Origin of the sequence: Sneathiella aquimaris, assembly GCF_026409565.1 — a bacterium.
GTDB lineage: Bacteria > Pseudomonadota > Alphaproteobacteria > Sneathiellales > Sneathiellaceae > Sneathiella > Sneathiella aquimaris.
Genome location: NZ_CP112881.1, coordinates 765,850 through 791,174 on the forward strand (window position 1 = coordinate 765,850; position 25,325 = coordinate 791,174).

Annotated in this window: 29 protein-coding genes and 1 tRNA gene; 17 read left to right on the forward strand and 13 right to left on the reverse strand. The window is 48.5% G+C overall.

What is annotated here, in order from left to right; genetic code table 11:
- Window positions 1-41: 41 nt before the first annotated feature.
- Complete coding sequence (locus tag OIR97_RS03500) at window positions 42-1,085, reverse strand: C4-dicarboxylate TRAP transporter substrate-binding protein (RefSeq protein WP_169546290.1); 1,044 nt, start codon at window positions 1,083-1,085, stop codon at window positions 42-44.
- 364 nt (window positions 1,086-1,449) lie between these two features.
- Here OIR97_RS03500 and OIR97_RS03505 point away from each other — a divergent pair, with 364 nt between their 5' ends.
- From OIR97_RS03505 to OIR97_RS18770, 6 genes are all read left to right on the forward strand, one after another.
- Window positions 1,450-2,214 carry a CbiX/SirB N-terminal domain-containing protein gene (locus tag OIR97_RS03505; RefSeq protein ID WP_169546291.1) on the forward strand — a complete coding sequence of 255 codons (765 nt, stop codon included), beginning with the start codon at window positions 1,450-1,452 and terminating at the stop codon, window positions 2,212-2,214.
- 126 nt (window positions 2,215-2,340) lie between these two features.
- Window positions 2,341-2,829 (forward strand): cold-shock protein, encoded by a 489-nt coding sequence (locus OIR97_RS03510; protein WP_169546292.1) that lies wholly within the window; start codon window positions 2,341-2,343, stop codon window positions 2,827-2,829.
- Between the two features lie 13 nt (window positions 2,830-2,842).
- Window positions 2,843-3,061: a DUF3126 family protein gene (locus OIR97_RS03515; RefSeq protein WP_169546293.1), complete on the forward strand. Its 219-nt coding sequence runs from the start codon at window positions 2,843-2,845 to the stop codon at window positions 3,059-3,061.
- A gap of 130 nt (window positions 3,062-3,191) precedes the next feature.
- Window positions 3,192-3,569 carry a hypothetical protein gene (locus tag OIR97_RS03520; RefSeq protein ID WP_169546294.1) on the forward strand — a complete coding sequence of 126 codons (378 nt, stop codon included), beginning with the start codon at window positions 3,192-3,194 and terminating at the stop codon, window positions 3,567-3,569.
- Between the two features lie 307 nt (window positions 3,570-3,876).
- Window positions 3,877-4,743, forward strand: a complete 867-nt coding sequence (locus OIR97_RS03525; RefSeq protein ID WP_169546295.1) for an OmpA family protein — start codon at window positions 3,877-3,879, stop codon at window positions 4,741-4,743.
- 165 nt (window positions 4,744-4,908) lie between these two features.
- On the forward strand, window positions 4,909-4,980 hold the full coding sequence (locus OIR97_RS18770; protein ID WP_407696672.1) for a DUF3012 domain-containing protein: 72 nt from the start codon (window positions 4,909-4,911) through the stop codon (window positions 4,978-4,980).
- Window positions 4,981-5,028: 48 nt separating this feature from the next.
- On the opposite strand, the gene OIR97_RS03535 is transcribed toward OIR97_RS18770, so the two are convergent.
- A tRNA-Arg gene (locus tag OIR97_RS03535) sits at window positions 5,029-5,105 on the reverse strand.
- Between the two features lie 336 nt (window positions 5,106-5,441).
- On the opposite strand from OIR97_RS03535, the gene OIR97_RS03540 reads away from it, so the two are divergent.
- Both OIR97_RS03540 and OIR97_RS03545 read left to right on the forward strand, forming a co-directional pair.
- On the forward strand, window positions 5,442-6,494 hold the full coding sequence (locus tag OIR97_RS03540; protein ID WP_169546297.1) for a porin: 1,053 nt from the start codon (window positions 5,442-5,444) through the stop codon (window positions 6,492-6,494).
- Between the two features lie 584 nt (window positions 6,495-7,078).
- The gene (locus tag OIR97_RS03545; protein WP_169546298.1) at window positions 7,079-8,131 is read left to right on the forward strand and encodes a porin; all 1,053 of its coding nucleotides are present in this window, start codon (window positions 7,079-7,081) and stop codon (window positions 8,129-8,131) included.
- 66 nt (window positions 8,132-8,197) lie between these two features.
- Here the strand turns inward: OIR97_RS03545 and OIR97_RS03550 are convergent, their stop codons facing one another.
- The 3 genes from OIR97_RS03550 to OIR97_RS03560 all read right to left on the reverse strand — a co-directional run bounded on the left by OIR97_RS03550 (window position 8,198) and on the right by OIR97_RS03560 (window position 11,264).
- Window positions 8,198-8,443: a ParB N-terminal domain-containing protein gene (locus OIR97_RS03550; RefSeq protein WP_169546299.1), complete on the reverse strand. Its 246-nt coding sequence runs from the start codon at window positions 8,441-8,443 to the stop codon at window positions 8,198-8,200.
- A gap of 142 nt (window positions 8,444-8,585) precedes the next feature.
- Window positions 8,586-9,791: an acetyl-CoA acetyltransferase gene (locus OIR97_RS03555; protein ID WP_169546300.1), complete on the reverse strand. Its 1,206-nt coding sequence runs from the start codon at window positions 9,789-9,791 to the stop codon at window positions 8,586-8,588.
- Window positions 9,792-9,794: 3 nt separating this feature from the next.
- Entirely contained in the window at window positions 9,795-11,264 is a 1,470-nt protein-coding gene (locus OIR97_RS03560; RefSeq protein WP_169546301.1) for a hydroxymethylglutaryl-CoA synthase family protein, read from the reverse strand.
- A 269-nt stretch (window positions 11,265-11,533) separates the two neighbouring features.
- Here OIR97_RS03560 and OIR97_RS03565 point away from each other — a divergent pair, with 269 nt between their 5' ends.
- Together OIR97_RS03565 and OIR97_RS03570 are read left to right on the forward strand one after the other, a co-directional pair.
- On the forward strand, window positions 11,534-12,091 hold the full coding sequence (locus tag OIR97_RS03565) for a MarR family winged helix-turn-helix transcriptional regulator (protein WP_219821774.1): 558 nt from the start codon (window positions 11,534-11,536) through the stop codon (window positions 12,089-12,091).
- Between the two features lie 137 nt (window positions 12,092-12,228).
- Entirely contained in the window at window positions 12,229-12,777 is a 549-nt protein-coding gene (locus tag OIR97_RS03570; protein WP_169546302.1) for a hypothetical protein, read from the forward strand.
- A gap of 3 nt (window positions 12,778-12,780) precedes the next feature.
- Here the strand turns inward: OIR97_RS03570 and OIR97_RS03575 are convergent, their stop codons facing one another.
- Complete coding sequence (locus OIR97_RS03575; protein WP_169546303.1) at window positions 12,781-13,239, reverse strand: MarR family transcriptional regulator; 459 nt, start codon at window positions 13,237-13,239, stop codon at window positions 12,781-12,783.
- Between the two features lie 105 nt (window positions 13,240-13,344).
- Between OIR97_RS03575 and aliB the strand changes: the two genes are divergently transcribed.
- The 5 genes from aliB (at window position 13,345) to OIR97_RS03600 (ending at window position 17,349) form a co-directional block, all read left to right on the forward strand.
- Window positions 13,345-14,490, forward strand: a complete 1,146-nt coding sequence (gene aliB / locus OIR97_RS03580) for a cyclohexanecarboxyl-CoA dehydrogenase (RefSeq protein ID WP_169546304.1) — start codon at window positions 13,345-13,347, stop codon at window positions 14,488-14,490.
- Window positions 14,487-15,245: a glucose 1-dehydrogenase gene (locus OIR97_RS03585; RefSeq protein ID WP_169546305.1), complete on the forward strand. Its 759-nt coding sequence runs from the start codon at window positions 14,487-14,489 to the stop codon at window positions 15,243-15,245. The genes aliB and OIR97_RS03585 overlap by 4 nt, the downstream gene beginning before the upstream one ends.
- 14 nt (window positions 15,246-15,259) lie before the next feature.
- Window positions 15,260-16,042, forward strand: coding sequence for a 2-ketocyclohexanecarboxyl-CoA hydrolase (gene badI / locus OIR97_RS03590; protein ID WP_169546306.1), 783 nt, complete (start codon window positions 15,260-15,262; stop codon window positions 16,040-16,042).
- A 102-nt stretch (window positions 16,043-16,144) separates the two neighbouring features.
- Window positions 16,145-16,798, forward strand: a complete 654-nt coding sequence (locus OIR97_RS03595; RefSeq protein WP_169546307.1) for a rhomboid family intramembrane serine protease — start codon at window positions 16,145-16,147, stop codon at window positions 16,796-16,798.
- Between the two features lie 89 nt (window positions 16,799-16,887).
- A complete protein-coding gene (locus tag OIR97_RS03600) occupies window positions 16,888-17,349 on the forward strand; it encodes a YHS domain-containing (seleno)protein (RefSeq protein WP_169546308.1) in 462 nt (153 codons plus the stop codon).
- A 96-nt stretch (window positions 17,350-17,445) separates the two neighbouring features.
- Here OIR97_RS03600 and OIR97_RS03605 read toward each other — a convergent pair whose 3' ends face one another.
- The 4 genes from OIR97_RS03605 to OIR97_RS03620 form a co-directional block, all read right to left on the reverse strand.
- On the reverse strand, window positions 17,446-17,934 hold the full coding sequence (locus tag OIR97_RS03605) for a DUF934 domain-containing protein (protein WP_169546309.1): 489 nt from the start codon (window positions 17,932-17,934) through the stop codon (window positions 17,446-17,448).
- Entirely contained in the window at window positions 17,927-19,579 is a 1,653-nt protein-coding gene (locus tag OIR97_RS03610; protein ID WP_169546310.1) for a nitrite/sulfite reductase, read from the reverse strand. Before OIR97_RS03610 ends, OIR97_RS03605 begins: the two co-directional genes overlap by 8 nt.
- A gap of 26 nt (window positions 19,580-19,605) precedes the next feature.
- Entirely contained in the window at window positions 19,606-19,932 is a 327-nt protein-coding gene (locus tag OIR97_RS03615; protein WP_169546311.1) for a DUF2849 domain-containing protein, read from the reverse strand.
- Window positions 19,933-20,059: 127 nt separating this feature from the next.
- Entirely contained in the window at window positions 20,060-20,803 is a 744-nt protein-coding gene (locus OIR97_RS03620) for a phosphoadenylyl-sulfate reductase (RefSeq protein ID WP_169546312.1), read from the reverse strand.
- A gap of 177 nt (window positions 20,804-20,980) precedes the next feature.
- On the opposite strand from OIR97_RS03620, the gene OIR97_RS03625 reads away from it, so the two are divergent.
- Both OIR97_RS03625 and OIR97_RS03630 read left to right on the forward strand, forming a co-directional pair.
- Window positions 20,981-21,730 (forward strand): single stranded DNA-binding domain-containing protein, encoded by a 750-nt coding sequence (locus tag OIR97_RS03625; protein WP_169546313.1) that lies wholly within the window; start codon window positions 20,981-20,983, stop codon window positions 21,728-21,730.
- A gap of 13 nt (window positions 21,731-21,743) precedes the next feature.
- Complete coding sequence (locus OIR97_RS03630; RefSeq protein WP_169546314.1) at window positions 21,744-23,258, forward strand: M48 family metalloprotease; 1,515 nt, start codon at window positions 21,744-21,746, stop codon at window positions 23,256-23,258.
- A gap of 7 nt (window positions 23,259-23,265) precedes the next feature.
- Here OIR97_RS03630 and OIR97_RS03635 read toward each other — a convergent pair whose 3' ends face one another.
- From OIR97_RS03635 to fdxA, 3 genes are all read right to left on the reverse strand, one after another.
- The gene (locus OIR97_RS03635) at window positions 23,266-24,078 is read right to left on the reverse strand and encodes a hypothetical protein (protein ID WP_169546315.1); all 813 of its coding nucleotides are present in this window, start codon (window positions 24,076-24,078) and stop codon (window positions 23,266-23,268) included.
- A gap of 123 nt (window positions 24,079-24,201) precedes the next feature.
- Entirely contained in the window at window positions 24,202-24,699 is a 498-nt protein-coding gene (locus OIR97_RS03640) for a CarD family transcriptional regulator (RefSeq protein ID WP_169546316.1), read from the reverse strand.
- Between the two features lie 265 nt (window positions 24,700-24,964).
- The gene (gene fdxA / locus OIR97_RS03645; RefSeq protein ID WP_169546317.1) at window positions 24,965-25,297 is read right to left on the reverse strand and encodes a ferredoxin FdxA; all 333 of its coding nucleotides are present in this window, start codon (window positions 25,295-25,297) and stop codon (window positions 24,965-24,967) included.
- Window positions 25,298-25,325 lie beyond the last annotated feature (28 nt).

The following is a 25,325-nucleotide window of genomic DNA, read 5'->3' on the forward strand; positions in this document are numbered from 1 at the left end:
GAAGGGGCCTGAAAAATCAGACCCCTTGATTGGATACAGTCTTACTTAGACGCGTTCGCGGCAGTTGTCATGATGAGATCCAGAAGTTCCTCACCAGGAAGTCCTTTTTCTTTCATGCTTGCAAGCCAATCGTCCCAAACTGGTTTTGCGCCCGCTTTGCGGAATGCAGCCAGCTCTTCGTCTGAGTATGTGATAGCCTCAAGGCCTTTTTCCTTCATCATTGGAAGGTTTTTCGCATCTGCGGCTTCATAGGCAGAAATCAACGCATCATAAGCAGGCGCTTTGGCCTCCAAAAGGAGTTTCTGGTACTGTTCTGGCAAAGCTTTCCATGCGGGAACGTTTACAACAACCGGGCAGTTTACTGCGCCTGGTGAGAGGTTCGCTGTATACCATTTACCAACATCCGTCAGTTTGTACGCAACGTGGGCGTATGTGAACGGAAAGGATGCTGCTTCAACAGTACCGCGTTCCAGTGATGTATAGGTTTCTGAAGCTGTCACTGTTGTTGGGACAGCGCCGAGTTTTGTCATTGCTTTACCAATGCCGCCCAATGCGCGAACCCGCTTTCCTTTCCAGTCCTCCAAAGTCCGTGGTGGTTTGCCAACGCCAGTGAACTCGTACTGAGGCAGAAGAGAGCTCATCAGGAGGTAAGCATCCCAGCGTGCCAGATCTTTGGCTACTTCTGGGTGCTGGTAGTATGCATCATGCACAGCGGCCTGAACCCGTAAGTTAGGGAATGGGAGGAACGGAAGATCCAGACCCGTCAGTGTTGGGTTTTTGTCTGGGTGGTAAGGAGAACAGAACATTGCCATCTGAAAGGCACCAAGCTTGATACCGTCAAGGTTTTCTCTGGATTTTGAGAGGGCCTCACCATAATGGATCTTGATTTTGAATTTGCCGCCAGTGCGTTCATCGGCCATGTCGCGGAGGGTTTCAATACCCTTGGTAAATGCCCGCTGCTTACCCCAAACGGAAAGGTTCCATTTTACTTTTGGTCCGTCCACCATATCGGCGGCACTTGCACCAAATGCGAAGCCTGCAACGGTCGTTACAGCAGCTACAGACAATAATGTCTTTTTAATCATAATAGTAGGTCTCCCTTACCCTGTGGATGTCTATTGTTTTCTTTAGGAACAATTGAGGTAACTTAAGCACGGATTATTAGTGATTTCAACACGATGTTCAGACTTGATGAAACAAAACAGTGTTATTTCCAATGTGCTAATCGGATTTTGGTGGAAACGTCGGGTCTATTTGCCCAAATGCCCGCTAAGTGAGAGTAGTCTTCCTGTTACACATCACATAATTCTGCCGTAGTGTTCCACGATGCAGAATCATTATCCGGGAAGTGAACGGAATTACACGAAACTCGCTTTTCTTTTGATCTTAAGGAGGTGTCTTGAAGATCGGAAAAGGTTCATCATATGGAAGGGCAGGCACCAGACTGTAGTGAGAGAAAAAATTAAAAAATTGCCCTCCTTATTGCTTGTTGGCCACGGGTCCAACGAAACTGATCAGGCGAAAAAAGCCATGACCGATCACGCTGAAATATTGCGCGAAAAAGGTCATTTTTTAGATGTCATGACCTATTTTCTTTCCGATGGTGCCCCGCTTCCACAGAGACCAAAAGGCGATTTCTTTATCGTTCCTTTTTTCATGAGTGATGGCTATTTTTCAGGACCGAAAATTCGGCAACTTTTCGGAATGAAACACAATCAGGTGCAGGATGAACGGGGGCAGGTCATGATATGTCCCCCGGTTGGTGTTTTGCCGCAAATGAGTGGTCTGCTGCTGAAGGTTGTGCGGGAAGCCTGTGAAAAGCATGGCATTCAAGAAGCCCAGGCCGATATTGTTATAGCGGCTCATGGATCATCGAAGTCGTCAGCGTCTCGAAATGCGACCCTTTTTCATGCGAATGCTCTGCGCGATACGGATCGGTTCGCTAATGTGAGAGAAGTATTTCTGGAAGAAGAACCTTTTGTCCGTGATTGGGCTAAAAAGAGATCTGATCCAAGCCGTATGACAATCGTGCTGGGCCTGTTTTCTGCTGAGGGGCCACATTCCATGGAGGATGTTCCGAAGGCGCTTAAAGAAGGGGCGATTGCCCGGGATGTTGATGAGAGTGAGTGGATTTATACCGGACCGGTTGGTCTGCAGGCTGACATGGTAAGGCTTGTTGAGACAGCGATTGCCCAATATAATGTGGGTCAATAAGGCTTCGGTTTATGCATAAAAGTAACGTTTCTGTTCAATTACTGGATTAATTGAACAGAAACGATTGAGCTTTGCCCTGTTTTTCTGTATTGCAGGGGAATATTTAATGAATGAGGTCCGTAACGGATGAGTGATCGCAAATCTTCTAGGGTTGTTCGCAAGAAAATTGCAGCAACTGTCAAATTCTTCGACGAAGCCAAAGGGTTTGGTTTTGTCTCGCCATCAGATGGCTCCCCAGATGCCTTTATCCATATTTCGGTTTTACAGGACACGTCCTATACCGAATTTGTAGAAGGTATGCGGATCATCTGTGATCTGGCTGAAGGAGATAGAGGCCCGCAGGTTGCCGCCATTCACGAGCCTGAAGAAGGCGCTGGTGCAAGTCCCGTGGGGCAAGCGGTCGAAATCGAAGGTGTTGTCACGACTTTTGTTCCTGAACATAAATACGGTTTTGTTACACCGGATAGTGGCGGCGCTGATGTTTTTATTCACACCAATATGCTGGAACGTTCTGAAGTTGAAATGGAAAATTTCGGCGTCGATACCAAAGTAAAATGTGTAATCCGTCAGGGTCTGAAAGGCCCTATTGCGGATAGCCTTGAAGTTCTGCAATAGGCTGGAGCGGACCATGACACGTACAGAATCATTGCGCGTACAACGTTACTTGCGCGAAAAATTCGGAAACGAAAACTTTGTTGTTAAAGAACGTCGTCCGTCTGACGGGACTGCGGAAGTGATGCTTGGGGATGAATTCATAGGCGTTGTGTATCGCGACGAAGATGAAGGCGAAATTTCTTTCGCGTTTCACATGACGATCCTGGATATCGATCTGCCCGAAACATCCTAGGTTCCGGTTAGGATCCTTTAACAATCAGGAGAAAATGGCCAGCTTGACGCTGGCCTTTCTTTTTTTTGCCATTAATCTGTTATAATTTCCCCGAATGAACAGAAATTATACAAAAACTGGCGTCTTAAGTGTGCTTTTGGGACTTCTGGTCCTTTTTGGTGCGTCGCAGGCCTTTGCGATCGACGGTATGATCGAGCTTTCTGTCAACGGAGATGCTGGTCAGGTATTTTCAGGGGATTGCTACCTGAAGAAAAAACGGGGGACGGAGGCACGGCATCGTATTCAGGGGCAGGTGCCGACATCCATCTGGCTTCCCGCTGATGCCGTCAGATGCAACCTTCAAAAAAGTTCGGTAAAGGGACAGCTGATCGTTTCCCTGAAGCGCGGGGAGCACGTCGAAATCACTCAAAAAAGTCGATACCCTCTTAAGTGGGTTGTCATTTCAAGCCGGGGTCCTTGGGGGCAGCCTACAGGGGGCGCATACGCCGCACGCCCGGTGTTAAAATAAAAATGCGGGATACTATTTGTAATCAGTGGATTTTAATGAACCGAGTAACAAGTTTATAAAAATAGCGGCTTTTTCTTGCTCAGGTTTTACAAAAGTATGAAAACTGGTTCATTTTTGTCACTCTTTGTTGATTATTGTTTTCAGTTTCTTATTTTCATCTAAGGAAAGACATAGTAGCTTTTTATTAATGGCGGAGAGATTCATTTGAGTATTTGTTGAATAATCTAATTATTCGCTTTCAACATTGAAGAACAAGCTCATACAGTATTAATTTTTGACCAGTCCTATACAAATTTAGGGGAGAGATATGAAAAACGTAATTACCCTTGCTGTTCTTGGAGCAGCATCTATGGCCCTCGCAGCCTGTGGTGGTAAACTTGGTGAAGCCGAGCACCTGGATGCAACTGGATCGGCCTTCAACAAGGCACTTTATGCCGATTATATTACTCTCTCAAAAGGGGAATATGGAGAGGGCGATTATACAGACTCGGATCGCTTCGCTGAAAAAGCGATGGTCGCAGCTTCTGGTGCAGCGGTGGCGCCTTACGATCCACGGAACTGGAGTATCCCAAAAGATCGTCAGTCTGTGATGAACGGCGCTCATGGTCGCCTCCTGCAAGCTTTGAGCACAACAGCTCCGCAGAAAGCAACAGCACAGCTTGCGCGCGCTCAAACCAGCTTCGATTGCTGGGTTCAGGAACAGGAAGAAAATTTCCAGCCTGACCATATCGCCGCGTGTCGCGATGCCTTCATTGCTGCAATGGCTGAAGTTGATAAAGCAATGATGGTTGCAAAACCAGCAGCGCCAGCCCCTGCACCGAAGCCAGCAATGGCTGAAGCAAAAAGCTGGGAAATCCTGTTCCAGTTTGACAGCACTAAAATGCTTCCTGGATCAGACAGCAAAATTAAAGAGGCTGTTGGATATGTCAGCAACTTTAAACGCCCTCGCGTAACAATTGCAGGTTATACGGATACTTCTGGTTCCGCAGCCTACAACAAAGAGCTTTCAACCCGTCGTTCAGAAGCCCTGGCAGTCATGGCGATGGACATGGGACTTGATCCGAAAAATGTGATCATGCGGAGCTACGGTGAAGACCGTCTTGGCGTGCCAACAGCGGATGGCGTTAAGAACCAGAAAAACCGTCGTGCGGTTATTACAATCGAAAGCAAATAATCCATCTAATCAGGCGTGAGTTTTACACTCACGCCTTTTTTAACTGAGGAGGCAGTAATGCCGTCTGTTATCAAATCTTTGGTAAGCGTTTTTGCTTTAATTGCTTTTTCTGTTCTTGTATCTGCTTGCTCGCCCGAAGTTGGCAGTAAAGAATGGTGCGACGCGATGAAAGAAAAGCCAAAAGGTGACTGGTCAACAAATGAGTTGGCTGAGTTCACAAAGAACTGCGTCCTTTAAGAGGCTTCGCGGAATTCCAGCAGGTCGGTCACCATGTTTCAATAGAGATGGTGACCCCGACAGGACTCGAACCTGTTACCCCCAGATTAGGAATCTGATGCTCTATCCTGATGAGCTACGGGGCCACTGCCTATACATATTTGGAACGGCCCTGAAAACGCAAGCGCTTTTATTCGCCGCGTATATGAAATGTAGCGTTGACCTAATAAACGGCTGAGCTGCGGACCTTTTGGAGTCCATTTGGCGACCAAAATGTACAGATTTGTAATGTTGCCGAAAAGGCACATCCGAAAGTTCAGATTATTTGCTGCTTGGTACGTGAGTTCATCAACACTTTTATTTGATGCCGGATCGGAAGTAAAAGTAGGAAAAGCACGTTCTTCTTGATGCGCGATACGGGTCTCTTGGCCTTTCCTTGAACACACTCAGCGTCTGCTGTGTCGGTGGAGATAAAGATAAAGATGAAAAAAATCGTATTGGGTACGACAGCCTTGCTTGCTGCGACAGCCCTGACTACAGGTTCCGCGAATGCGGCAGACAAAATCAAACTAAGCCTGGGTGGTTACCTCCAGACGTCTTTCATAGCGGCAGACTATGATACAGACACAAACCAGCTTCCAACTGACATTCGTCACGAAGGTGAAGTGCACTTCACTGGTTCGACAGTTCTGGACAACGGTTTGAAGTTTGGTGTGAACATTCAGCTTGAAGCGCGCGCAACAGGCGATCAGGTTGACGAAACTTTCATGTTTGTTGAAGGCGCCTTCGGTCGCGTCAATATCGGTTCAGAAAACAGCGCGGCATATTTGATGCACTTTGCATCTCCAGAACCAGTTGTAGCATGGGGGCTTAACGATCCAACTGCGGAAGCCGGCGGATTTACAACACTATCAACAGCCCCCACTGAAGTTAGTGACGCGGATAAAATCACTTATTTCACACCTCGTTTCTCTGGTTTCCAGATCGGTGCGTCATACACACCTGATGGGGACGAAGAAACGGGGACATCGGGCGGTAACAGCCCGTACACACCAATTCAGGATGAAGGCGTTGAAGACGAAGCCTATTCTGTTGGCGTAAACTACATCAACACTTTCAACAGTGTTTCTGTTAAGGCGTCTCTTGGTTATGACATCATTACATCTTCAACAATTGATGATCTGGAAGAGATTTCAGCGGGTGTTCAGGTTGGTTTCGCAGGCTTTAAAGTCGGTGGTGCTTACAAATTCACAGACAATGACGCAGACACACAAGACCGTGAACGTCATGACTGGAACCTGGGTGTGACTTATGGTCAGGGCCCTTGGACAGTTGGTGTTCAGTATGCACGCGTAGAGCTTGATAACGCAGCAGACGGTGAGCTTGATGCGGTTGTCGTCGGTGGTAAATACATCCTCGGCCCAGGTATCACAGCGTTCGGTGGTGTTCAGTATTTCAAAGGCGAAGACGCTCTTGTTGGTACAGAAGGCGACGAAGCTACGATCTTCTTCGTAGGGACAGCACTGTCCTTCTAATATCGCTTGGTATAACGATGAAAGGGGTGGAGTTAAGTCTACCCCTTTTTTGTGACTACTGGGTTTCTAGAATTTTTTAGCCTGGACCAAATAGGCGTTGATGTCTGAAGTCTCAAAGAACAGCATCCTTTCAGGGAAGGTTCGATCAGGTTGGTACTCATGTTTGTTAAAAGAGATGGTGACCTTGGCAGGACGCGTACCTGCTACCCCCAAATTAGGTTCTGATGCTCTATCCTGATGAACGAAGGGTCACAATCCATACATTTTTGGAGCCGCCTTAGAAACGCAACTGCTGTTCTTTACGGGTCGCATGAAATGCTCCGTTGACCCAAAAATGGCTGAGTTCGGCGCTTGTTGGCGTCTATTTGAGCGACTGGAATGTCTGAATTTGTACTGTTGCTGAAAAGGCACATCTGAAAGATCAGATTTTTGCTGCTTAGCACGTGTGACCATCATCACTTCTATTTGATGCCGGATCGGAAGTAAAAGAAGGAGCAGCATGATTCTTCTCGTCGTGCCGTAAGGGCCTCTGTGGCCTTCCCTCAAACACAGTTTAGCTCCCGCAGGTGGGAGTGGAGATAAAGATGAAAAAAATCGTATTGGGTACGACAGCCTTGCTTGCTGCGACAGCCCTGACTACAGGTTCCGCGAATGCGGCAGACAAAATCAAACTAAGCCTGGGTGGTTACCTCCAGACGTCTTTCATAGCGGCAGACTATGATACAGACACAAACCAGCTTCCAACTGACATTCGTCACGAAGGTGAAGTGCACTTCACTGGTTCGACAGTTCTGGACAACGGTTTGAAGTTTGGTGTGAACATTCAGCTTGAAGCGCGCGCAACAGGCGATCAGGTTGACGAAACTTTCATGTTTGTTGAAGGCGCCTTCGGTCGCGTCAATATCGGTTCAGAAAACAGCGCGGCATATTTGATGCACTTTGCATCTCCAGAACCAGTTGTAGCATGGGGTCTTAACGATCCAAATGCGGAAGCCGGCGGATTTACAACACCATCAACAGCCCCAACTGAAGTTAGTGACGCGGATAAAATCACTTATTTCACACCTCGTTTCTCTGGTTTCCAGATCGGTGCGTCATATACACCTGATGCGGACGAAGAAACGGGTACATCTGGCGGTAACAGCCCGTACACACCAATTCAGGATGAAGGCGTTGAAGACGAAGCCTATTCTGTTGGCGTAAACTACATCAACACTTTCAACAGTGTTTCTGTTAAGGCGTCTCTTGGTTATGACATCATCACATCTTCAACAATTGATGATCTGGAAGAGATTTCAGCGGGTGTTCAGGTTGGTTTCGCAGGCTTTAAAGTCGGTGGTGCTTACAAATTCACAGACAATGACGCAGACACACAAGACCGTGAACGTCATGACTGGAACCTGGGTGTGACTTATGGTCAGGGCCCTTGGACAGTTGGTGTTCAGTATGCACGCGTAGAACTTGATAACGCAGCAGACGGTGAGCTTGATGCGGTTGTCGTCGGTGGTAAATACATCCTCGGCCCAGGTATCACAGCGTTCGGTGGTGTTCAGTATTTCAAAGGCGAAGACGCTCTTGTTGGTACAGAAGGCGACGAAGCTACGATCTTCTTCGTAGGGACAGCACTGTCCTTCTAATACCACTTGGTATAACGATGAAAGGGGTGGACGTAAGTCTACCCCTTTTTTGTGACTACTGGGTTTTTAGAATTTTTTAGCCTGGACCAAATAGGCGTTGATGGTTTCTTCCCCTAATAAATGGCAGGCCTGCAGTCGATGATATCCCTCGACAAGGACATACCGGTCTTTGCCTTGCCGAACCTGAATAGGTGTTTTCTGGCCATTTTCAAGAATGTCTTCCGCCAAGACTTCCACTTTGCTTTCATCGAGCAATTTTTTTCGAGCTGTCGGCACATATATTTTTTCGATGGGGAGGGTATGAAATTTCACTGGCGTGATCCTTTGATGCAAAATGCATTATCAGGATACTAGCGGAAGCGGTCGAAATCACCCACGCATTTTTGATGTTCTTACGGCAAAGAAAAACCCGGCTGGTAAAGCCGGGTTTTTTGTCTTTTGCTGAATGAATATGTCAGGCGCCTTCTTTGCCGACAATCGTCAAAGAGCAGATATTCTGATGCGGGAAGCCCCCCAGATTATGGGTCATGCCGAAAACCGGTTCGTCCTGACGCTGTCTTTCACCAGCACGGCCGTTCATCTGCAGATACATTTCGTAAATCATGCGAAGGCCGGATGCACCGATCGGGTGACCAAAACATTTGAGGCCACCGTCAATCTGGCAGGGAATTTTCCCGTCAGCATCATAGAATCCGTCCATGATATCAAATACCGCGCGGCCTTCATCCGAAATGAAAAGATCTTCCATCGTGACCAATTCGGTAATCGAAAAGCAGTCATGCACCTCAAAGAGACTGATCTGATCCCTGGGCTTTGTGATACCCGCTTCTTTATAGGCGCGTTTGGCCGCGGCGCGGGTGGTGACGAAATGACTTCCATCCCATGAATTATGCTGAGCTTCACGTCCGTTTGACGCTGAAAGTTGCATGGCTTTCACTGTCACCAGGTCTTTTTTACCCAAAGATTTGGCAATTTCTGGTGTCGTTACAATGGCGACGGCAGAGCCATCACTAACACCACAGCAATCGAACAACCCAAGGGGCTCTGCGATCATCGGGGCGTTCATAACCTTGTCTTCGTCAATCTTGTTGCGCAGATGCGCTTTGGGATTACGAGATCCGTTGTCGTGGCTTTTGACGGAGATATGCGCCATCGCCCGTTTGAGGTCACTGGCACCAATATCATGTTTCGCCCGATAGGCAGTTGCCAGTTGTGCGAACGAGCCCGGCGCGGAGGCATTGGCCCAGAACATGTCATTGACCGACCCACGGCCCCGTTGGGGCAGGCCGCCATAGCCTGTGTCCTTCAGTTTTTCTACACCAACCGCCATTGCAATATCTGCGGCGCCAGAGGCAACAGCATACACAGCGCCCCGGAACGCTTCCGAGCCACTCGCACAATAATTTTCAACGCGAGTGACAGGAATATTGGGAAGGCGAAGGGCCATGGAAAGAGGAACGGCTGACTTTCCAACATGCTGTTCTTCAATGCCCGTCCCAAACCAGGCGGCGTCAATCCGACTTTTATCGATACCCGCATCTTCAATCGCTTCGATAAACGCTTCAACAATCAGGTCTTCAGCATTATCGTTCCAACGTTCTCCAAACGCCGAACAACCCATACCGAGAATTGCAACTTTGTCTTTGATACCAGTAGCCATGGGTTATTCTCCTTTAGTTGTGGCGTCGAGTGGGGTCGCCTTCCAGAAGTAGCGACGGAAACCGCGTTTGTGATCGTAATCCTTGATACGAAACACCATTTTCATTTTCAGGCCAACCGTGAGCTCATCCTTTGGGTCAATATCGGTGAAATCACTCATCAGGCGACCGCCTTCTTCAAACTGTATCATACCATAGTAAGCAGGTGGATCAGGCGAGAAAGTCAATCGATCCGCGGTGTATGAGTTCATAGTCGCGATTTTGTCAGCAAAAGCGTACTCTTCCTGACTGTCAATTTCACCGCAGTTTTCATTGACGCACATTCTGGCTTTCGGGAATTGCGCAGTGCCGCATTTTGTACATTTTCCGCCCAGCATGCGCTGTGCCATCTTACGGTTCCGGTACAAAGTACTTAAGCCCGTATTCTTGTCCACTTCAGCCCGGATCCCCAATTCCATTGTGATAAGATTGTTGAAGGCGAGGAAGCGGTTATAGTTGTTCTCTTCTTTTCTGCGCGCCAGTGATCCGGTTATACCAGTACGGGCAGGCAAGGATGAGATAGCATCAGTTACCTCAAATATGAGGGCGTCACTTCCCTGACCAAAGCTGGCGACAAGAATTTTATCGCCCGGCTTTGCTGTTTCCAACTCTTTGACCAACATGACGAGGGCATGGGCTGTTCCTGTTTCACCGCAGTTGGCCTGCATGTTGTCGGCAACACACTCGGGGGCGATGCCAACTTTCTTTGCTATTCCGGCGGAGACGTTCCGGGCGGCGGCAGGAAAGCAGAAGGTTGTGATGTCCTGAGCGCGAACGCCCGATTTTTCCAGAACGCCGTTGATCGCGGCAGGGACAATTTTGAAATATCCCTCGTCCCGGACCCAGCGTTCTTCCCAGCTATAATCAAAACTTTCATCTTCGCCGCGGAAATGGTCCACGAAATCAACGGTCTCTGAGTGTTGGCCAAGACAAGTTGCAATGACATCACCTTCGCCGATCAACAAGGCGGCGGCTCCGTCACCGGACGTGAATTCCAAGGGGCTTGCCGCCTTTGTCCTGCGTTTTTCGGAAGCGGTCACCAATATGGGGGCATCGGCACCGTTCGCCGCTTTTAATGCTGTGCAAAGCGCAGAACTTCCGGCCCGCTGCGAGGACGCAAAGTCCAGTGTCTGCAGGCCGGTTTTCAAATTAAGGGCGTCGGCGACAACACCAGCATTCTGGCGATCCATAAACGGAAAGGTTGTCGAGGCAAGATAAACGGCAGAGAGATCGTCCCGATCGAGGGCGGTAAGGCAGTCGCGTCCAGCCTCAACAGCCATAGTAATGCTATCTTCATCCCAGTTGGCAGAAGATCGTTCCCCTTTTGAAAGTCCTTTCAAACCCGGGTTGACCCAGGCATGGGCTTTGAAGATTTCACTCCGCTGTAATCGGCTTTTGGGGATATACCCGCCGTAGGCTAATATTCCGGCTGCCACATTTTTCTCCTTACCATCAAAGTATTTTTATTTTTCTTGCCAATCTTGACCTGTAAAAATATTCATTCTTCTGAACCAGCTTGTCTCAGGGGGATGTTGTTTGCAAAAGAAAATCAATGATGCAAAGTTATCAACACTTCTGAGATTCACGCTTGGCTACTTGCCCTGTTCGTTTTTATTTTGAGGCAAGTAACGGTGAATGAAGTGGTGATAAATTAGCGGCCGAAAAATTAATAAGCAAGCTTATTATTTTCCGGTTTGGCTTCTGGTTGGTTGATTTTGCAATGTGCGGAATTGGTAGCGAGGGCGTGAATGCGCCAAAAGGACAGGGCATGGATTACAAGGATCACAGAGCAGGGTTTGTTTTTAGCGATATTGCACGGTTCCGCGCCCGGTTATTTGACCGTTTAATGTCTCCCCATGGGCTGACTACGTCTCAGGCTTGGGTTCTGGCGCAATTGTTTGTTGAAGATAATCTGCCGCAAAACGAAATTGCGCGGCGAATGGGGGTTGGAACTGTTACTGTTGGTGGGTTGGTCGAACGCCTGGAAGCGCGCGGGCTGGTGGAGCGCTGTGTGGATGCGGAAGACCGCCGGGTAAAACGGGTGTTGCTAAAAGAGGCGGCAATCCCAATTGGGCGGATACTGGCTGCCTGTGGTGTCGAGGTGAACAAGTTGGCCTTTGCCGGGATGTCCGATGACGTGGCTCAGCAGGCCATGGATGCGTTGGTGGAGGTGCGCCAAAATCTGCTGGATGCATTGGAAGATGATCAGGATCTGAAAAATGCAACTGATATTCTGTTGGCCAAACAAGACGAGATCGATTGATTTTTAGGCGTTGCCCCAACGCGTTTATTGCCGTCAGCGATTGATATGAAATAAAAGCCGGGACTTGACTGAAGTCAATGTACGTTTCTCTCATATAGGGCAAATCTGGTAACCAGACTGCTGCAGGGGAGGGAGAAATGGTGCCGATAAGTCAGCCTTTAAGGGATGTATGCCAGCCCTTACCCGTTGAGGAACTGGAATTTCCGCTTACATACTTACAGCAGGAACATAAGCGACATATCGACATCTGCCACTATTTTCTGAGACCCGATATTTTTCAGACCATGTGTTCCCCGCAAGGGCAGGAATTAGCCGCTCGGCTCTACATGTTTCTGACCAGTCAGCTTCCCCTTCTTATTAAAGATGAGCAGCAGGAGCTTTTCCCGCGCCTGCTTCAATCAGCTGGCGGGAGGGAATTACAAAAGAATATCGAATTTGCCAGTAGAGAGCACAAATTTGATATTGATTTGATCGAGTTTGTTTTGGCCGACCTGAAGCCCCTTTGCAAGGGTCATATTCTTGTAAACCCACTGCGGCTGGAGTTGAATCTAACAACGCTGTTGGAAGGCGTGGCGCGGCACGCAAAATGGGAAAGTGAGACGTTGATTTCTTATGCTCAGGACACTTTGTCCAATGCGGACCTTCAATCACTGTCTAAAAAAATGAAAGAACACCATCTTTCGTGAATGTTAGGCGTTCTGTTCGTTATCCAGACGCTTCATGTTTTGCAGAAGTTTGTTCATATAGTGAACGCAGGCGATACGGTCGTCAAAAGACATCCCCTGTAGGGAGTGGTCGTAGAAGTCATTGATCAGCGGTTTAATAACATCCCACAATTCCTCTCCCTTATTCGTCAGGCTGATGCGTCGGGACCTGTTATCCGAGGGGTCGATGGTTCGGGTTAGGAGTTGACGTTCTTCCAGGCGGCTCAGTAAGCCGGTCATATTCTGCCGGCTGACCATCAGATAATCACACAGTTCAGAGACTGTCATGCCTGAACAAGCCGTCTCTCGCGACAAGGCGCCAATAATTGACCATTGCTGCGTGGTTATCTGTTCAGACTCAAGTGCCCGACTTCCCACTTTGTTCAACATGTTCGCTGTTTGATATAAGCGAAAGAACAACTTATTGCTTAATTCATCTATCATGGTGAGGTAGAATAAAGGATTGTGGATTAAAAACAATCAATATATTGACATAATAAATTTTTCAAACAACACTTGGGCCAGTAAATAAAAAGGTGGAGAACACCCATGGACTTTTCATTAAGTGAAGATCAGCAATCTATTCTGGAGGCTGCTCGGCAATTCTCAGTGAATGAGGTTGCCCCCGGTTATCAAGCGCGTGACAAGTCGGGACAATTTTCAAGAGACCTGACCCGAAAGATGGGCGCATTGGGATTGATTGCGTCGGAACAACCCGAAGAGCTGGGAGGGTCAGGCGTTGATCATCTTACGACCGGCCTCATCATCGAAGCCATTGCAGCCAATGATTTCAATATGGCCTATGTCCAGTTGCTGGGATCATTGAACAGTCAGATTCTAGCAGGCTATGCGTCCCCAGAGCTGGCCCAAAAATGGATCCCGCGGATCTGTGCAGGTGAGGCCATTCTTGGGGTCGCCCTGACTGAACCGGGGGGCGGTTCAGATGCGGCCAATCTACAGCTTAAGGCGCGCAAAACGGACGGCGGGTTCTTATTAAACGGAGAGAAAACCTCAATTTCGATGGCCGATCAGGCTGACATCATGATTGTGTTTGCCCGGACAGGGGCCACAGACAGCCGTGCCCGTGGTGTTAGCGCATTTTTGGTTGAAATGAATTGGGATGGCATTGAGGTGGGCCGTTTTGATGATCTGGGACAGCGGTGTATCGGCCGGGGGTCGATTTTCTTTGACGATTGTTTTGTTCCCGCTGACCATCAATTGGGTGAAGAAAACAAAGCTTTCTCGCAGGTTATGGAAGGGTTCGATTTCAGTCGCGCTCTTATAGGATTGCAATGTCTGGCAGTGGCGTCGCAGTCTCTTGACGAAACCTGGTCCTATGTTCAGCAAAGAGAAGCCTTTGGGAGGCCAATCAGTGTCAATCAGGGCGTAACCTTCCCCTTGGCGGAAGCGCAGACGTATCTTGATGCGGCCCGCCTTCTTTGTCAGAAAACGCTGTGGTTGAAGGACCAGGGGCTACCCCATACCAAAGAAGCGGCCATGTGCAAATGGTGGCCGCCAAAGTTGGCCTTTGAGATCGTTCATCAATGCCTGTTGTTACATGGGCATGGCGGATACGGGAAAGACTACCTGTTCGAACAGAGATTGCGGGATGTTCTTGGATTGCAGATCGGGGATGGAACCGCGCAGATAATGAAAATGATAATTGCGAGAGAAAAACTGGGAGAAAATCAATGAAGGGCTTAACAGGTAAAACGGCAATCGTCACAGGCGGCGGTGGCGGTCTGGGGAGTGCTATTTGTGCCCGCTTGGCTGAAGAAGACGTGACCGTCGGGGTGTTTGATCTGAACCTTGATGCGGCCAGCAAGGTGGCGAAAAAAATCGGCAAGAACGCCAAAGCCTATGCTGTGGATATATCAGACCAGCAGGCTGTTATTAATGCGGTTGCCGCCTTTGAAAAGGCTCATGGTCAGACTGATATTCTTGTCAACAACGCGGGCTGGGATCAGGTCGGGAATTTTCTGCAAACAGACAAAGCCTTGTGGGAGAAAATTGTAGGGATTAATTTGTGGGGGCCGTTACATATGACCCATGCCGTTGCCAGCGGTATGGCAGAACGCGGATCTGGAAAAATTATAACAATTGCATCTGATGCTGCGCGTGTGGGATCCAGTGGAGAGGGTGTATATTCTGCTTGTAAGGGCGGAATGGTTGCCTTTTCCAAAACGCTTGCCCGCGAGCTTGCTCGTAAGAATGTTAATGTGAACGTTGTTTGTCCGGGCCCCTCAGATACCGCAATCCTTAATGATTTTATTGGGGAAGGCGAGATGGGGCAAAAAATTTATGAAGGACTGAAACGTGCCATTCCTTTTAAAAGGCTGGGGCAGCCAGAGGATTTTGGCGGTATCGTTACTTTTCTAGCAAGTGAAGAAGCAAGTTACATTACGGGGCAGGTCATCAGTGTTTCTGGTGGCCTGACAATGGCAGGATAAGAAGGAACAAGAAAATGTCTTTTGAAGATATCATTTACGAAGAAAAAAATGGCGCTGCGTGGATTACCATTAACCGGCCAGAAAAATACAACGCGTTTCGGGCACAAACTGTTGAGGAACTTATCCAGGCTTTTCATAAAGCCGCCTGGAACAAAGAGATTGGCGTTATTGTTCTAACCGGCGCCGGTGAAAAGGCCTTTTGTACAGGCGGCGACCAGTCTGCCCATGATGGGCAATATGACGGCCGCGGAACGATTGGCCTGCCGGTTGAGGAATTGCAAAGTCTGATCCGGGATATCCCTCAACCGGTTATCGCCCGTGTTCAAGGGTTTGCAATCGGTGGAGGCAATGTTCTGGCGACGATTTGTGATTTGACTATTGCTTCTGAAAAAGCCCAGTTCGGCCAGGTTGGCCCAAAAGTTGGTTCGGTTGATCCGGGATTTGGAACAGCCTATCTGGCGCGGGTTGTCGGTGAAAAAAAAGCCCGGGAAATCTGGTATTTGAACCGTCGTTATACTGCTCATGAGGCCGAAAAAATGGGCTTGGTGAATACGGTTGTCCCTCATGACAGGCTGGATGCTGAAGTAGAGCAATGGTGCGCCGAGATTTTGGATAAAAGTCCGACAGCGATTTCGATTGCTAAAAAATCCTTCAATCTGGATAGCGAGAATATCCGTGCGATATCGGGTATGGGCATGCAAGCGCTCAAGCTCTATTATGAAACAGATGAATCCCGTGAAGGGGTAAATGCGTTCAATGAAAAGCGTAAACCCGATTTCAGAAGTAAAATGAAGTAACAGCGCTGGAAGAATACTTTGCTTCATCGTTGAAGTTTTATCTTTCGGTGAATAGGTTAGGGGCAGTGACAGAGATTCCCCTATTGTACCAGCGAGGACGCAGTGGAAGAAAATGAAGAGAAGGCGTTTAATGCGCCGCCCGCCAGTTTGTATACAGCTGCGTCCCTGATTATTTTACATATTATGCTGACGGTCGCCGATCAGGCGACAGTTGAATGGCTGTATGGAACAATGGCTTTTAGCACGGATCGGTTCGCCGGTTTTCTGGCGGATCCATCCCTGAACGGTTCCATTAAGACGCTGTTGAATTTAAGCAGTCATCTTTTTCTACATGCGGACTTCATGCATTTGCTGACAAATGCATTCATGTTGCTGGCATTCGGTGCATTGGTAGAGCGTGCGAAGGGGAAAATCGCCTTTTTCGTCGTTTTTTTTCTATGTGGCTGGCTGGGGGCTGTCGGGGAATATTTGACGACGGCGGCTGATACAAGCGCTTACCTAATCGGTGCATCAGGCGCTGTTTTTGGAATGATGGGGGCTTCCGTCTGGCTTCTGCTTCCCAGATTTGGCCTGAAAAAAATAGTCGCGTTCATTGGCGTGATGATGGGTCTTAATCTTGTGATCGGATTGACGCCCCTTGGAGCCTTGCTGGCCGGTGAGGGGAACAGTATCTCGTGGGCGGCCCATCTGGCAGGTTTTGTCGGTGGATTTCTTATATTCCCATTGCTGGGCCGAGCATCCGAAAAGCAAGAATAGTCTCGATTTTCACAATAATGTCAAAAGCCTTTTCAGATGGTTTGCGTTACTTTTACGTCTTCTAATGAAATTGGAAGGGCAATTGACAGATGTTCACTAAAGCGCTTTTAAAATATTCTGCACTCTTCTTTTTGATATTTTATGCGGGGAGTCTATCGGCGGGAGAAGAACAACCTTATCGGACGACTGTTTTCGGTTGGGCAGCTGAAGGATATGACGTCGTCGCGTATTTCACGGAAAGTCGCCCGGTTGAGGGACTAAGCGCGTTCAAGCATAAGTGGCAGGGGGTAAACTGGCGATTTTCCAGTGCGGCAAATCGGGATCTGTTTGCCAAAGACCCGTCCCAATATGCACCTCAATTTGGGGGATATTGTGCCTATGCGGTGTCGCAGGGATATACAGCCAGTGTGATCCCCGAAGCCTGGTCGATCGTGGAAGGTAAACTCTACCTGAATTATTCAAAAGGGGTTCAGGAAATCTGGGAAAAGGACATTCCCGGATATATTAGTGCCGGGACTGAAAACTGGCCCAAAATCAAGAAAGATTTGTGAGAGAATAGAAAAGCACCTGGCCATAAGCGGGGGAGGTTGCCAGGTGCTTTCTAGAATGAAATATCGGGAAAGAAACGATATTTCATAGGTCAACGATCAGCGCCGCCAGATCGGCAGATCTTCGTCGGCGGCCGGTTGATAGGTTACGGTTATTTCATCAAAGGCTTTGAGGACAGAATTGACATCTTGATCATCGCGTAACTCAAACGCATTGAAGCCACATCTTTGCATGTAAAAAACGTCGTCCCTTAGAACATCGCCAACCGCTCGGATTTCGCCTTTGTAGCCCAATCGCTCTCTTAACAATCGGGCCTGGGTGTAGGCGCGTCCGTCAGACATTTTCGGAAATTGTAAAACCACAAGATCCAGTCTTTCCAAATCCTCGGCAATGTCGTTTACATCGTCAGTATTTTCCAGAATGACACCTAGCCTGCTGTTTCGCTTCAGCAGCTCGTCGCGCCGTTCTTTCCATTCAGACAGAGGGATGTAGATATCACCGGAAGGAAGCGTATCCAGTTCTTCCAGACCTGTGAACGGCGTCCAGTTGTCGTCAGCCGGTTTCCGGTCAAGGATATACTTACCCATATAGCTTCTCCTTAAACGGATCCTGACCAATGCGCCGGTAGGTTTCCAGGAAGGTTTCAGAGGCATCATCGCGTTGTTCAAGATACACATCGAGCAAGGTGCTGACAGCGTCCACAATCTCGTCCGCTGTAAAGGCAGGGCCAATAATTTTGCCGATTGATGCATCTTCGCGGGCACTGCCGCCCAAGGTGATCTGATAGACTTCAACGCCTTTTTTGTTGACGCCAAGAATACCGATATTTGCCACGTGATGGTGACCGCAGGCATTAATGCAGCCAGAAATATTCAGGCTCACATCCCCAAGGTCATTAATAAAATCATAGGCATCGAACCGTTCGGTCAGTGCTTGGGAAATCGGGATGGAGCGGGCGGTAGCGAGTGCACAATAGTCCATACCGGGACATGTAATGATGTCCGTCAGATGATTGTAGTTTGGGGTCGCCAGATCCAGGGCTTTTAATTCCTGCCAAAGATCATGCAGTTCGCTAAGTTTAACATCCGTCAGAACCAGATTTTGACGATGCGTGGATCTGATTTGACCCAAACTATACCGGTCAGCCAGATCTGCAATTGCATCCATCTGATCGGCCGTTACATCACCCGGAGGTTGGTTCCTGGATTTCAGGGACAGGTAAACAACGCGATATCCAGACTTTTTATGAAGTTCCAGATTTTTTTCCGCCCATTTGGCGAACTCAGGGTCCGTGATGACTTCTTTGTCGAAAGCATCGTCAAAATCACTTAATTCTTCGTAGTCAGGATCTTTGAAATGCGCTTTTATGCCTTCAATGTCCTGATTGCGAAGGGCAAGACCAGATTTCTTAATCCGCTCCCATTCTGCTTCTACTTTTTCCCGGAACGCCTCTTCGCCTGTTTCGTGAACCAGGATTTTAATCCGTGCCTTATACAGGTTGTCGCGACGGCCTTCCATATTGTACACACGCAAAATGGCTTCCAGATAGGTCAGCATGTCATGGACAGGGAGAAACGGACGGATAAGTTTTCCGATCATTGGTGTCCGGCCCAGACCACCACCAACATAGACCTCCAGCCCCAGTTCGTCGGCGTCATTTTTTACCAACCGCAAACCGACATCATGAACAGCAACCGCTGCGCGGTCCTGCGTTGAGCCACTCACGGCAATTTTAAACTTTCTGGGCAGGAAATTCAGTTCAGGGTGAAAGGTTGACCACTGACGGATCAATTCACAGTAAGGCCGTGGATCTTCGATCTCGTCTCTTGCGACGCCAGCCAGCGGATCGGAAGTTGTGTTCCTGATGCAATTGCCACTTGTCTGGATAGCGTGCATTTCGACGGCAGCAAGGTCATCCAGAATGGCCGGAACATCTTCAAGTTTAGGCCAATTATACTGAATATTTTGCCGAGTACTGAAATGGCCATAGCCTTTATCGTACTTTCTGGCGATGTGGGCGAGGGTGCGCATCTGGTCTGACGAAATCAGCCCATATGGAACCGCAACACGCAACATGTAAGCATGAAGCTGCAAATAGAGGCCATTACGAAGACGGTGCTGTTTGAATTCATCTTCTGAAAGCTCGCCTTTGAGCCGTCGCTGAACCTGATCGCGAAACTGCGATACCCGTTCCAGCAGCAGCTGGTGATCCTGCTGTGAATATTGATACATTGTTTTTGCTCAGACTTATTAGGGCGTCAGGCCGCGTGTTGGCCTTCGGTAATTTCAATGGCGCGGGCGGATTGTGGCAGACGGAAAGTTGGTCCTTCAGCCCTGATCTGTTCGCGTTTACTGGCAGCAGAAATGCCTGTTTCGGTTACGATTACATCGATTGCATAAGGTGCAATGATGATATTCTCTTTTTCGCTCCGATCGGCGGCTGCCTGAAGGCTTTCAAGGGATGCCTCGTCCGCAACAGTTGCCTTGTTCAAGTCAGTTGACCAAAAGCAGCTCTCGCCTTCCATGCAAAGATAAGCAACCAGTCCCTCTTTAAGCAAGGATGCCGTGAAAACTTGTAAAGCCATTGGTTCGTCTCCTGATCTAATCGGCCAAACTGCCGCAATCGATGTTTCCTGTAGATAGATATAGGAAAATATATAAATAACGCAAGAAAAATGTAGTTTAAATTATAAATACAGTATTTTTATGTATTTAATTTAACGGTGATATGGTGCGGCTTACATGGATACCGCACTCCGTTTTACCTTTTCCGGCCCATCGGCCAGACCGGGCATCCCCCCCAGCGGCCACCCGTTCCGTGCAGGGCATGCATCCAATTGAAAGAAAGCCGTCTGCCACCAGTGGGTGGGGCGGTAGGTTCTTTTCAAGGACGATCGTCTTAACATCATCATCGGTCCAGTGTGCGAGAGGGTTAATCTTCAGGAAGCCGTCAGAAGCCTCAATGGTTTCAAGGGCTCCGCGGGTATTTGCCTGAAACCGTTTGCGGCCTGTAATCCATGCTGTAAAGCCAGCTTTCTGTAATTCCGTAAGGGCATTATCCAACGGTTTTACCTTACGAATTTCACAGCATTTATCCGGGTCAGATGCAAAAAGCATATCATCCGGATCAATCCGCTCAAGCTGGCCACTGTCCGGACGGATAATCCGAACATCTTCCAAGCCTAACAATTCAGTGATGTCCCTTTGATACCGCAATGTTTCGCCAAAAAGGCGCCGGGTATCGAGGAAAATGACGGGAATGGTCGAATCAACTTGGGCCACAAGATCCAGGAGGGCAATCGCTTCGGCACCAAAGGAAGACGTCATCATGATTTTTCCGGCAAGGCCATTTTCAAGAAGCGCTTCCAACAAGGGAGCGCCCTCCAGATGACCAAAAAGCCCACGCAACCGGGCGGCTTCTGCTTCGATGCTCGTAAAATCAGGAGTCTGGAACATGAGATGTACTTCCGAATGAATTGTAATTTCCTTAAAGGTATTGGTTTATTTTTAAATATCAATTAGAAAATGTAAAAAAAAATAATTACACAATAATAGTGTTAAATTAAAACAGAAAATCCTATGCTTATATCACTCTAAGGTTGTATGGTTCCTTCACAAGGGGAGGTGGATAGTTTGGGGTTCGTACATCAGGTCAGCATTGGCGTTGCCATCTGGATTGCCGGGGTAAGCGTTTCATGCGCAGGCGAGGCTTTACAGGAAGGGAAGATTTCAGAGGTATCAACTTTTTCGCTGCAGACAGAAAAAAGCGGAAGGATTTCTTTGGAAGAAATGTATTGGCCAGAGAACGCGTCTCCATTGAAGGTTTTGAAGGGAAAAGCCTTCCAGCTGGAGCAGGAAAATTTTGTCGAAAAAGGCGCCGCCACAAACAAGTACGGTGATCAGCGCGGAAAACTGTTTGTCCATCCTTTTGGTTGGGTGCAGGCCTATTGGGCTCAGCAAGGGCTTGCGTTATATAATGGACTGGGTCCCTACCCACGTTCAGTGAGAGAGGCATTATTATCTGCTGAACGGGAGGCCCGCGAGAGCCGGCGGGGGCTTTGGTTTCGCTTCCAGGTGTTGCAGGCGGCAGACCTTGACGCTCGGCAGGGAGTGGACGGTTTTCAGGTTGTCGAAGGGCGGATACTTTCTGTTAAAAAATCGGGCTCTCGACTTTATCTCAATTTCGGGAAGAACTGGCGCACAGACTTTACTGCCTCGATTTCGACAGAAAATAAGCGTAGGTTCAGGGAAATGGGCTGGAACTTTGATGCGCTCGTCAATACATGGGTTAGAGTGCGGGGAAACATGCGGTTCTATAACGGACCTTTTATGGAGTTGAACTTCCCGGAGCAGGTCGAGTTTCTGGATGTGAAAAGTAAATAGGCTGGAGAGAAGAATGTCTACCAAACCAGTATTAGTTAAGATGAAGCGGCTCGGATTAAATACGCTTGTCTCGATGATGAGTGCCGGCATGGTTTTCGGTTTGGTTCCAGGAGCGTCAGCTGAAGCGACGCGGGTAGCGGATCTGTTTTCAATTTTTGAACCTCAGGATGAAAGTAAAGTCGGTGAACAACAGCATCCGCGTATTGTTGCCCAGTATGGTGGGGAATATATCCGCGAAGGATTGAACGAATATGTGCTCGATATCGTTCTCCGTATTATTGCTGTGACCGACAAGGCAGATCAGCCGTGGCGTGTCACTATCCTGAATAGTCCGGTTGTTAATGCCTTTGCCCTGCCAGGCGGGTATGTTTATGTGACCCGTGGCTTGTTGGCGCTGGCAAATAACGAAGCGGAGGTTGCCGGTGTTCTGGCGCACGAAGTCGGGCATGTCATTGCTCGTCACGGTGCGCAGCGGCAGGGCAGGGCAACCGGTATCGGGATATTAGGCGCCATTGCTGGTATCCTCACCCAAAGCGGAGAGGTTGCGCGGCTTGGGCAAACTCTTGGTGGTGCGTATATCGCTGGATATTCCCGGGATCAGGAATATGAAGCCGATCAGCTTGGCGTCAAGTATTTGGGTCTTGCAGGCTATCCACGCGAAGCAATGGGGGATTTTCTGGCCCGTTTGGAAGCCCATTCCCAATATTCAAAGAAACTGGCTGGCAAGGACGGTGGGTCCGGGCAGTTTGATTTCTTCTCCTCGCATCCGCAAACAGAAGATCGAATTGAAAAGGCGATGGAGATTGCCAATCGCGCAAAGGACGAATTGGATCGCAAATATGGCCGTCAGACTTACCTCAACGCAATTGATGGCATGTTGTATGGCGACGATGTGAAAGAGGGCGTTATTCAGGGGCGATGGTTTCTTCACCCTGATCTGCGTTTTAAATTTATGGTCCCGCGTGGTTATCAGTTGATCAATTCTTCTCGTGCTGTGTTTGCGACCGATGGCAAAGGCGGGCAAATGCGGTTTGATATGGATATGAAAGGATTGCGCGATCTTTCAATGGAGCAGTATATGCGCAGGATCTGGCTTAAGAATGTTCAGGTCGATCAGATCGAGAATATTCAGGTCGGTGGCGCACTGGCTGCGAAAACCCGGTTCGTTGCAAAAAAAGGAAACCGCCGGGTTCATGTAACCGCTGTGCTGATAAATTTTGGTTATGATCGTGTTGTGCGGTTTATTTACGAAAACACCAAATTCAGTGATGATTTTGATCAGGCTTATAGTGAAAGCTATCGTAGCTTTGCGCCCCTTCAATATGCCGAAGCGGCAAAGATCAAGCCCGTTATGATGTCGGTTGCGACGGTTAAATGGGGGCAATCCCTTGAGGATCTATACCAGCCGATGGCAGAGGTTGGACCGAAGAAAGATCTGTTCCTGCTGCTCAATCCACAATTTTTGAAAGAAGAGCCCAAACGGGGTCAACTATACAAGCGCTTGGTTTATGGAGCGGGGCTTCAATAATCGCGGCTCAGTCTGAACTGATCAGATCGTCGATTTCACCGTCTAGAGTAAAACAGGCGGAGGTGAGCGGTCCATCAAAGCCACAGCCGCTGTCTAACGATACCGTATGCTCCGTTTCGGTAACCCCTTCATGGGTTCGGTCAAAGCCGCGAATTACTTTTTTGAAACCCGAATAGGGCTCTGCAATTTTATCAAAATATCCGCTACCCCACCAAAAAGTGTCAGACTGTTCGGTTACAGGGCGGCTGGGGTCAATTCCGGCATGCACAAACAGTAGTTCACCGTTCATGGTATAGGCCGCCCGGCGCAGAGAGATCAGGATATCATTATGGCCCGGATAGCTTTGGATTTTTTCTCTTAAGCGGCCAGTCCAACGGGTGGTCGCCAATATTCCCTCGCGGAAATAGGCGCGCGCTTCAGCCTCGCTTTCGCCGTATGCTTCCAGCGTTCCGGCAATACCGTGTTCAATCATCCAGTCAAAAACCTGGCTGGGTTCAGTCGCAAGCTGAATTTGAAGTAACTTGCGCCACATTTCCTCTTGGGCGCCCCGCAGGTAAACAATGTCTTCCGGCATCATGCCCGGCAAACAAAGTCGATCAACTCTAAAGCGGAGCATTTCGTTTAAGACGCCGATGATATTATCGCCACGGCCCAGATAATTACCCAGATAGACGATGCGATCACCTTGCTGCCAGCGATTGGCCATAATTTCATGGAGCTGGCGGAGCTTATCGGCTTCGCCATGGACGCAGGAAATGGCCCACACACGCTTTGCGTAGGAAAGGCCCCCAAATTTTTCGCTGTGTTGATTCGCTTTCATCGAGAAACAGAATGAATCGTCTGATTCGATTTAGCAAGCCCCAGAATGAAATAATATTAAAATTTAGTAAAAAAGCCCGAAAAAAATCGGGCTTTTTGGTATTCATTTGTCAGATCATGATCTTCAGGCGGCTTGTAAGACCTTTTGGACCTTCTCTGTCGCTACGTCGGCTTCAATTTTTTCGACAACAGCAAGTTCCCGTGAAAGACGCTCGAGGGCGGCTTCGTAAATTTGACGCTCACTGTAGGATTGGTCCGGCTGATCGTCATTCCGGTGCAGGTCGCGAACGACTTCTGCAATTTGAATTGGATCCCCTGAATTGATCTTTGCTTCATATTCTTGAGCGCGGCGGCTCCACATGGTGCGTTTGATACGGGCACGCCCTTTTAGGGTGTCCAGGGCATTTTTCATTTTCTTTGGCGAAGAAAGAGCCCGCATACCAACATTTTTCGCTTTGGCAATTGGAACGCGAAGAGTCATTTTTTCATGAGAAAAATCAACGACATACAATGTCAAAGTCATGCCAGAGATTTCTTGTTCTTCAATGCTGACTACCTGCCCTACGCCATGGGTCGGATACACGATATGGTCTAGTGGTGCGAATTCCAACTCTTTAGTCATTCAAATCCTTCTTTCGTTCATGGAACTGTCTAAACCGGGACAAAAAAAGAGCAGCGCCTATGTGCTGCAAATGTCCTAAGTTCCATCAAGAGGCGGCGCGCCGCCGGTTCTTCCATCATAAAATTACAACGGACAAAGGGCCAAGAGAACGAATTCTCTCAGCCGTTACCGGATGATATCACAAATTTCACTAAATTGCTAATACTGTTCGAGGGCGCGCCATAAGAGGCGAGCTTCGACATTAGCAGAGCGGAAGGAGGAGAGGTCAGCCTTCGCCTGGATTGGTGCTCAGCATCTCCAGCTTGCCTTCTTTGCCGTTCCATTCTTCGGCATCTGCAGGCTGTTCGCCTTTTTCCGTAATGTTCGGCCATTTTTCCGAATATTCACGGTTCAGCTCAAGGAACTTTTCGGCGCCATCTTCGGTGTCAGGCAAAATGGCTTCTGCGGGACATTCCGGCTCGCAGACACCGCAATCAATACATTCGTCAGGATGAATAACCAGCATGTTCTCACCCTCGTAGAAACAATCTACTGGGCAGACTTCCACGCAGTCCATGAACTTACATTTGATGCAGTTTTCGGTAACGACGTAGGTCATCTCTCTCTCCGGCTCTTGGAATTCTATT

What these genes read in the sequence shown, in the direction of transcription:
- OIR97_RS03500 (WP_169546290.1), bottom strand. Translation starts at nt 1,085, where the DNA reads ATGATTAAAAAGACATTATTGTCTGTAGCTGCTGTAACGACCGTTGCA.
- OIR97_RS03510 (WP_169546292.1), top strand. Translation starts at nt 2,341, where the DNA reads ATGAGTGATCGCAAATCTTCTAGGGTTGTTCGCAAGAAAATTGCAGCA.
- OIR97_RS03515 (WP_169546293.1), top strand. Translation starts at nt 2,843, where the DNA reads ATGACACGTACAGAATCATTGCGCGTACAACGTTACTTGCGCGAAAAA.
- OIR97_RS03525 (WP_169546295.1), top strand. Translation starts at nt 3,877, where the DNA reads ATGAAAAACGTAATTACCCTTGCTGTTCTTGGAGCAGCATCTATGGCC.
- OIR97_RS03540 (WP_169546297.1), top strand. Translation starts at nt 5,442, where the DNA reads ATGAAAAAAATCGTATTGGGTACGACAGCCTTGCTTGCTGCGACAGCC.
- OIR97_RS03545 (WP_169546298.1), top strand. Translation starts at nt 7,079, where the DNA reads ATGAAAAAAATCGTATTGGGTACGACAGCCTTGCTTGCTGCGACAGCC.
- OIR97_RS03555 (WP_169546300.1), bottom strand. Translation starts at nt 9,791, where the DNA reads ATGGCTACTGGTATCAAAGACAAAGTTGCAATTCTCGGTATGGGTTGT.
- OIR97_RS03570 (WP_169546302.1), top strand. Translation starts at nt 12,229, where the DNA reads ATGGTGCCGATAAGTCAGCCTTTAAGGGATGTATGCCAGCCCTTACCC.
- OIR97_RS03575 (WP_169546303.1), bottom strand. Translation starts at nt 13,239, where the DNA reads ATGATAGATGAATTAAGCAATAAGTTGTTCTTTCGCTTATATCAAACA.
- aliB (WP_169546304.1), top strand. Translation starts at nt 13,345, where the DNA reads ATGGACTTTTCATTAAGTGAAGATCAGCAATCTATTCTGGAGGCTGCT.
- OIR97_RS03585 (WP_169546305.1), top strand. Translation starts at nt 14,487, where the DNA reads ATGAAGGGCTTAACAGGTAAAACGGCAATCGTCACAGGCGGCGGTGGC.
- badI (WP_169546306.1), top strand. Translation starts at nt 15,260, where the DNA reads ATGTCTTTTGAAGATATCATTTACGAAGAAAAAAATGGCGCTGCGTGG.
- OIR97_RS03600 (WP_169546308.1), top strand. Translation starts at nt 16,888, where the DNA reads ATGTTCACTAAAGCGCTTTTAAAATATTCTGCACTCTTCTTTTTGATA.
- OIR97_RS03605 (WP_169546309.1), bottom strand. Translation starts at nt 17,934, where the DNA reads ATGGGTAAGTATATCCTTGACCGGAAACCGGCTGACGACAACTGGACG.
- OIR97_RS03610 (WP_169546310.1), bottom strand. Translation starts at nt 19,579, where the DNA reads ATGTATCAATATTCACAGCAGGATCACCAGCTGCTGCTGGAACGGGTA.
- OIR97_RS03615 (WP_169546311.1), bottom strand. Translation starts at nt 19,932, where the DNA reads ATGGCTTTACAAGTTTTCACGGCATCCTTGCTTAAAGAGGGACTGGTT.
- OIR97_RS03620 (WP_169546312.1), bottom strand. Translation starts at nt 20,803, where the DNA reads ATGTTCCAGACTCCTGATTTTACGAGCATCGAAGCAGAAGCCGCCCGG.
- OIR97_RS03630 (WP_169546314.1), top strand. Translation starts at nt 21,744, where the DNA reads ATGTCTACCAAACCAGTATTAGTTAAGATGAAGCGGCTCGGATTAAAT.
- OIR97_RS03635 (WP_169546315.1), bottom strand. Translation starts at nt 24,078, where the DNA reads ATGAAAGCGAATCAACACAGCGAAAAATTTGGGGGCCTTTCCTACGCA.
- OIR97_RS03640 (WP_169546316.1), bottom strand. Translation starts at nt 24,699, where the DNA reads ATGACTAAAGAGTTGGAATTCGCACCACTAGACCATATCGTGTATCCG.
- fdxA (WP_169546317.1), bottom strand. Translation starts at nt 25,297, where the DNA reads ATGACCTACGTCGTTACCGAAAACTGCATCAAATGTAAGTTCATGGAC.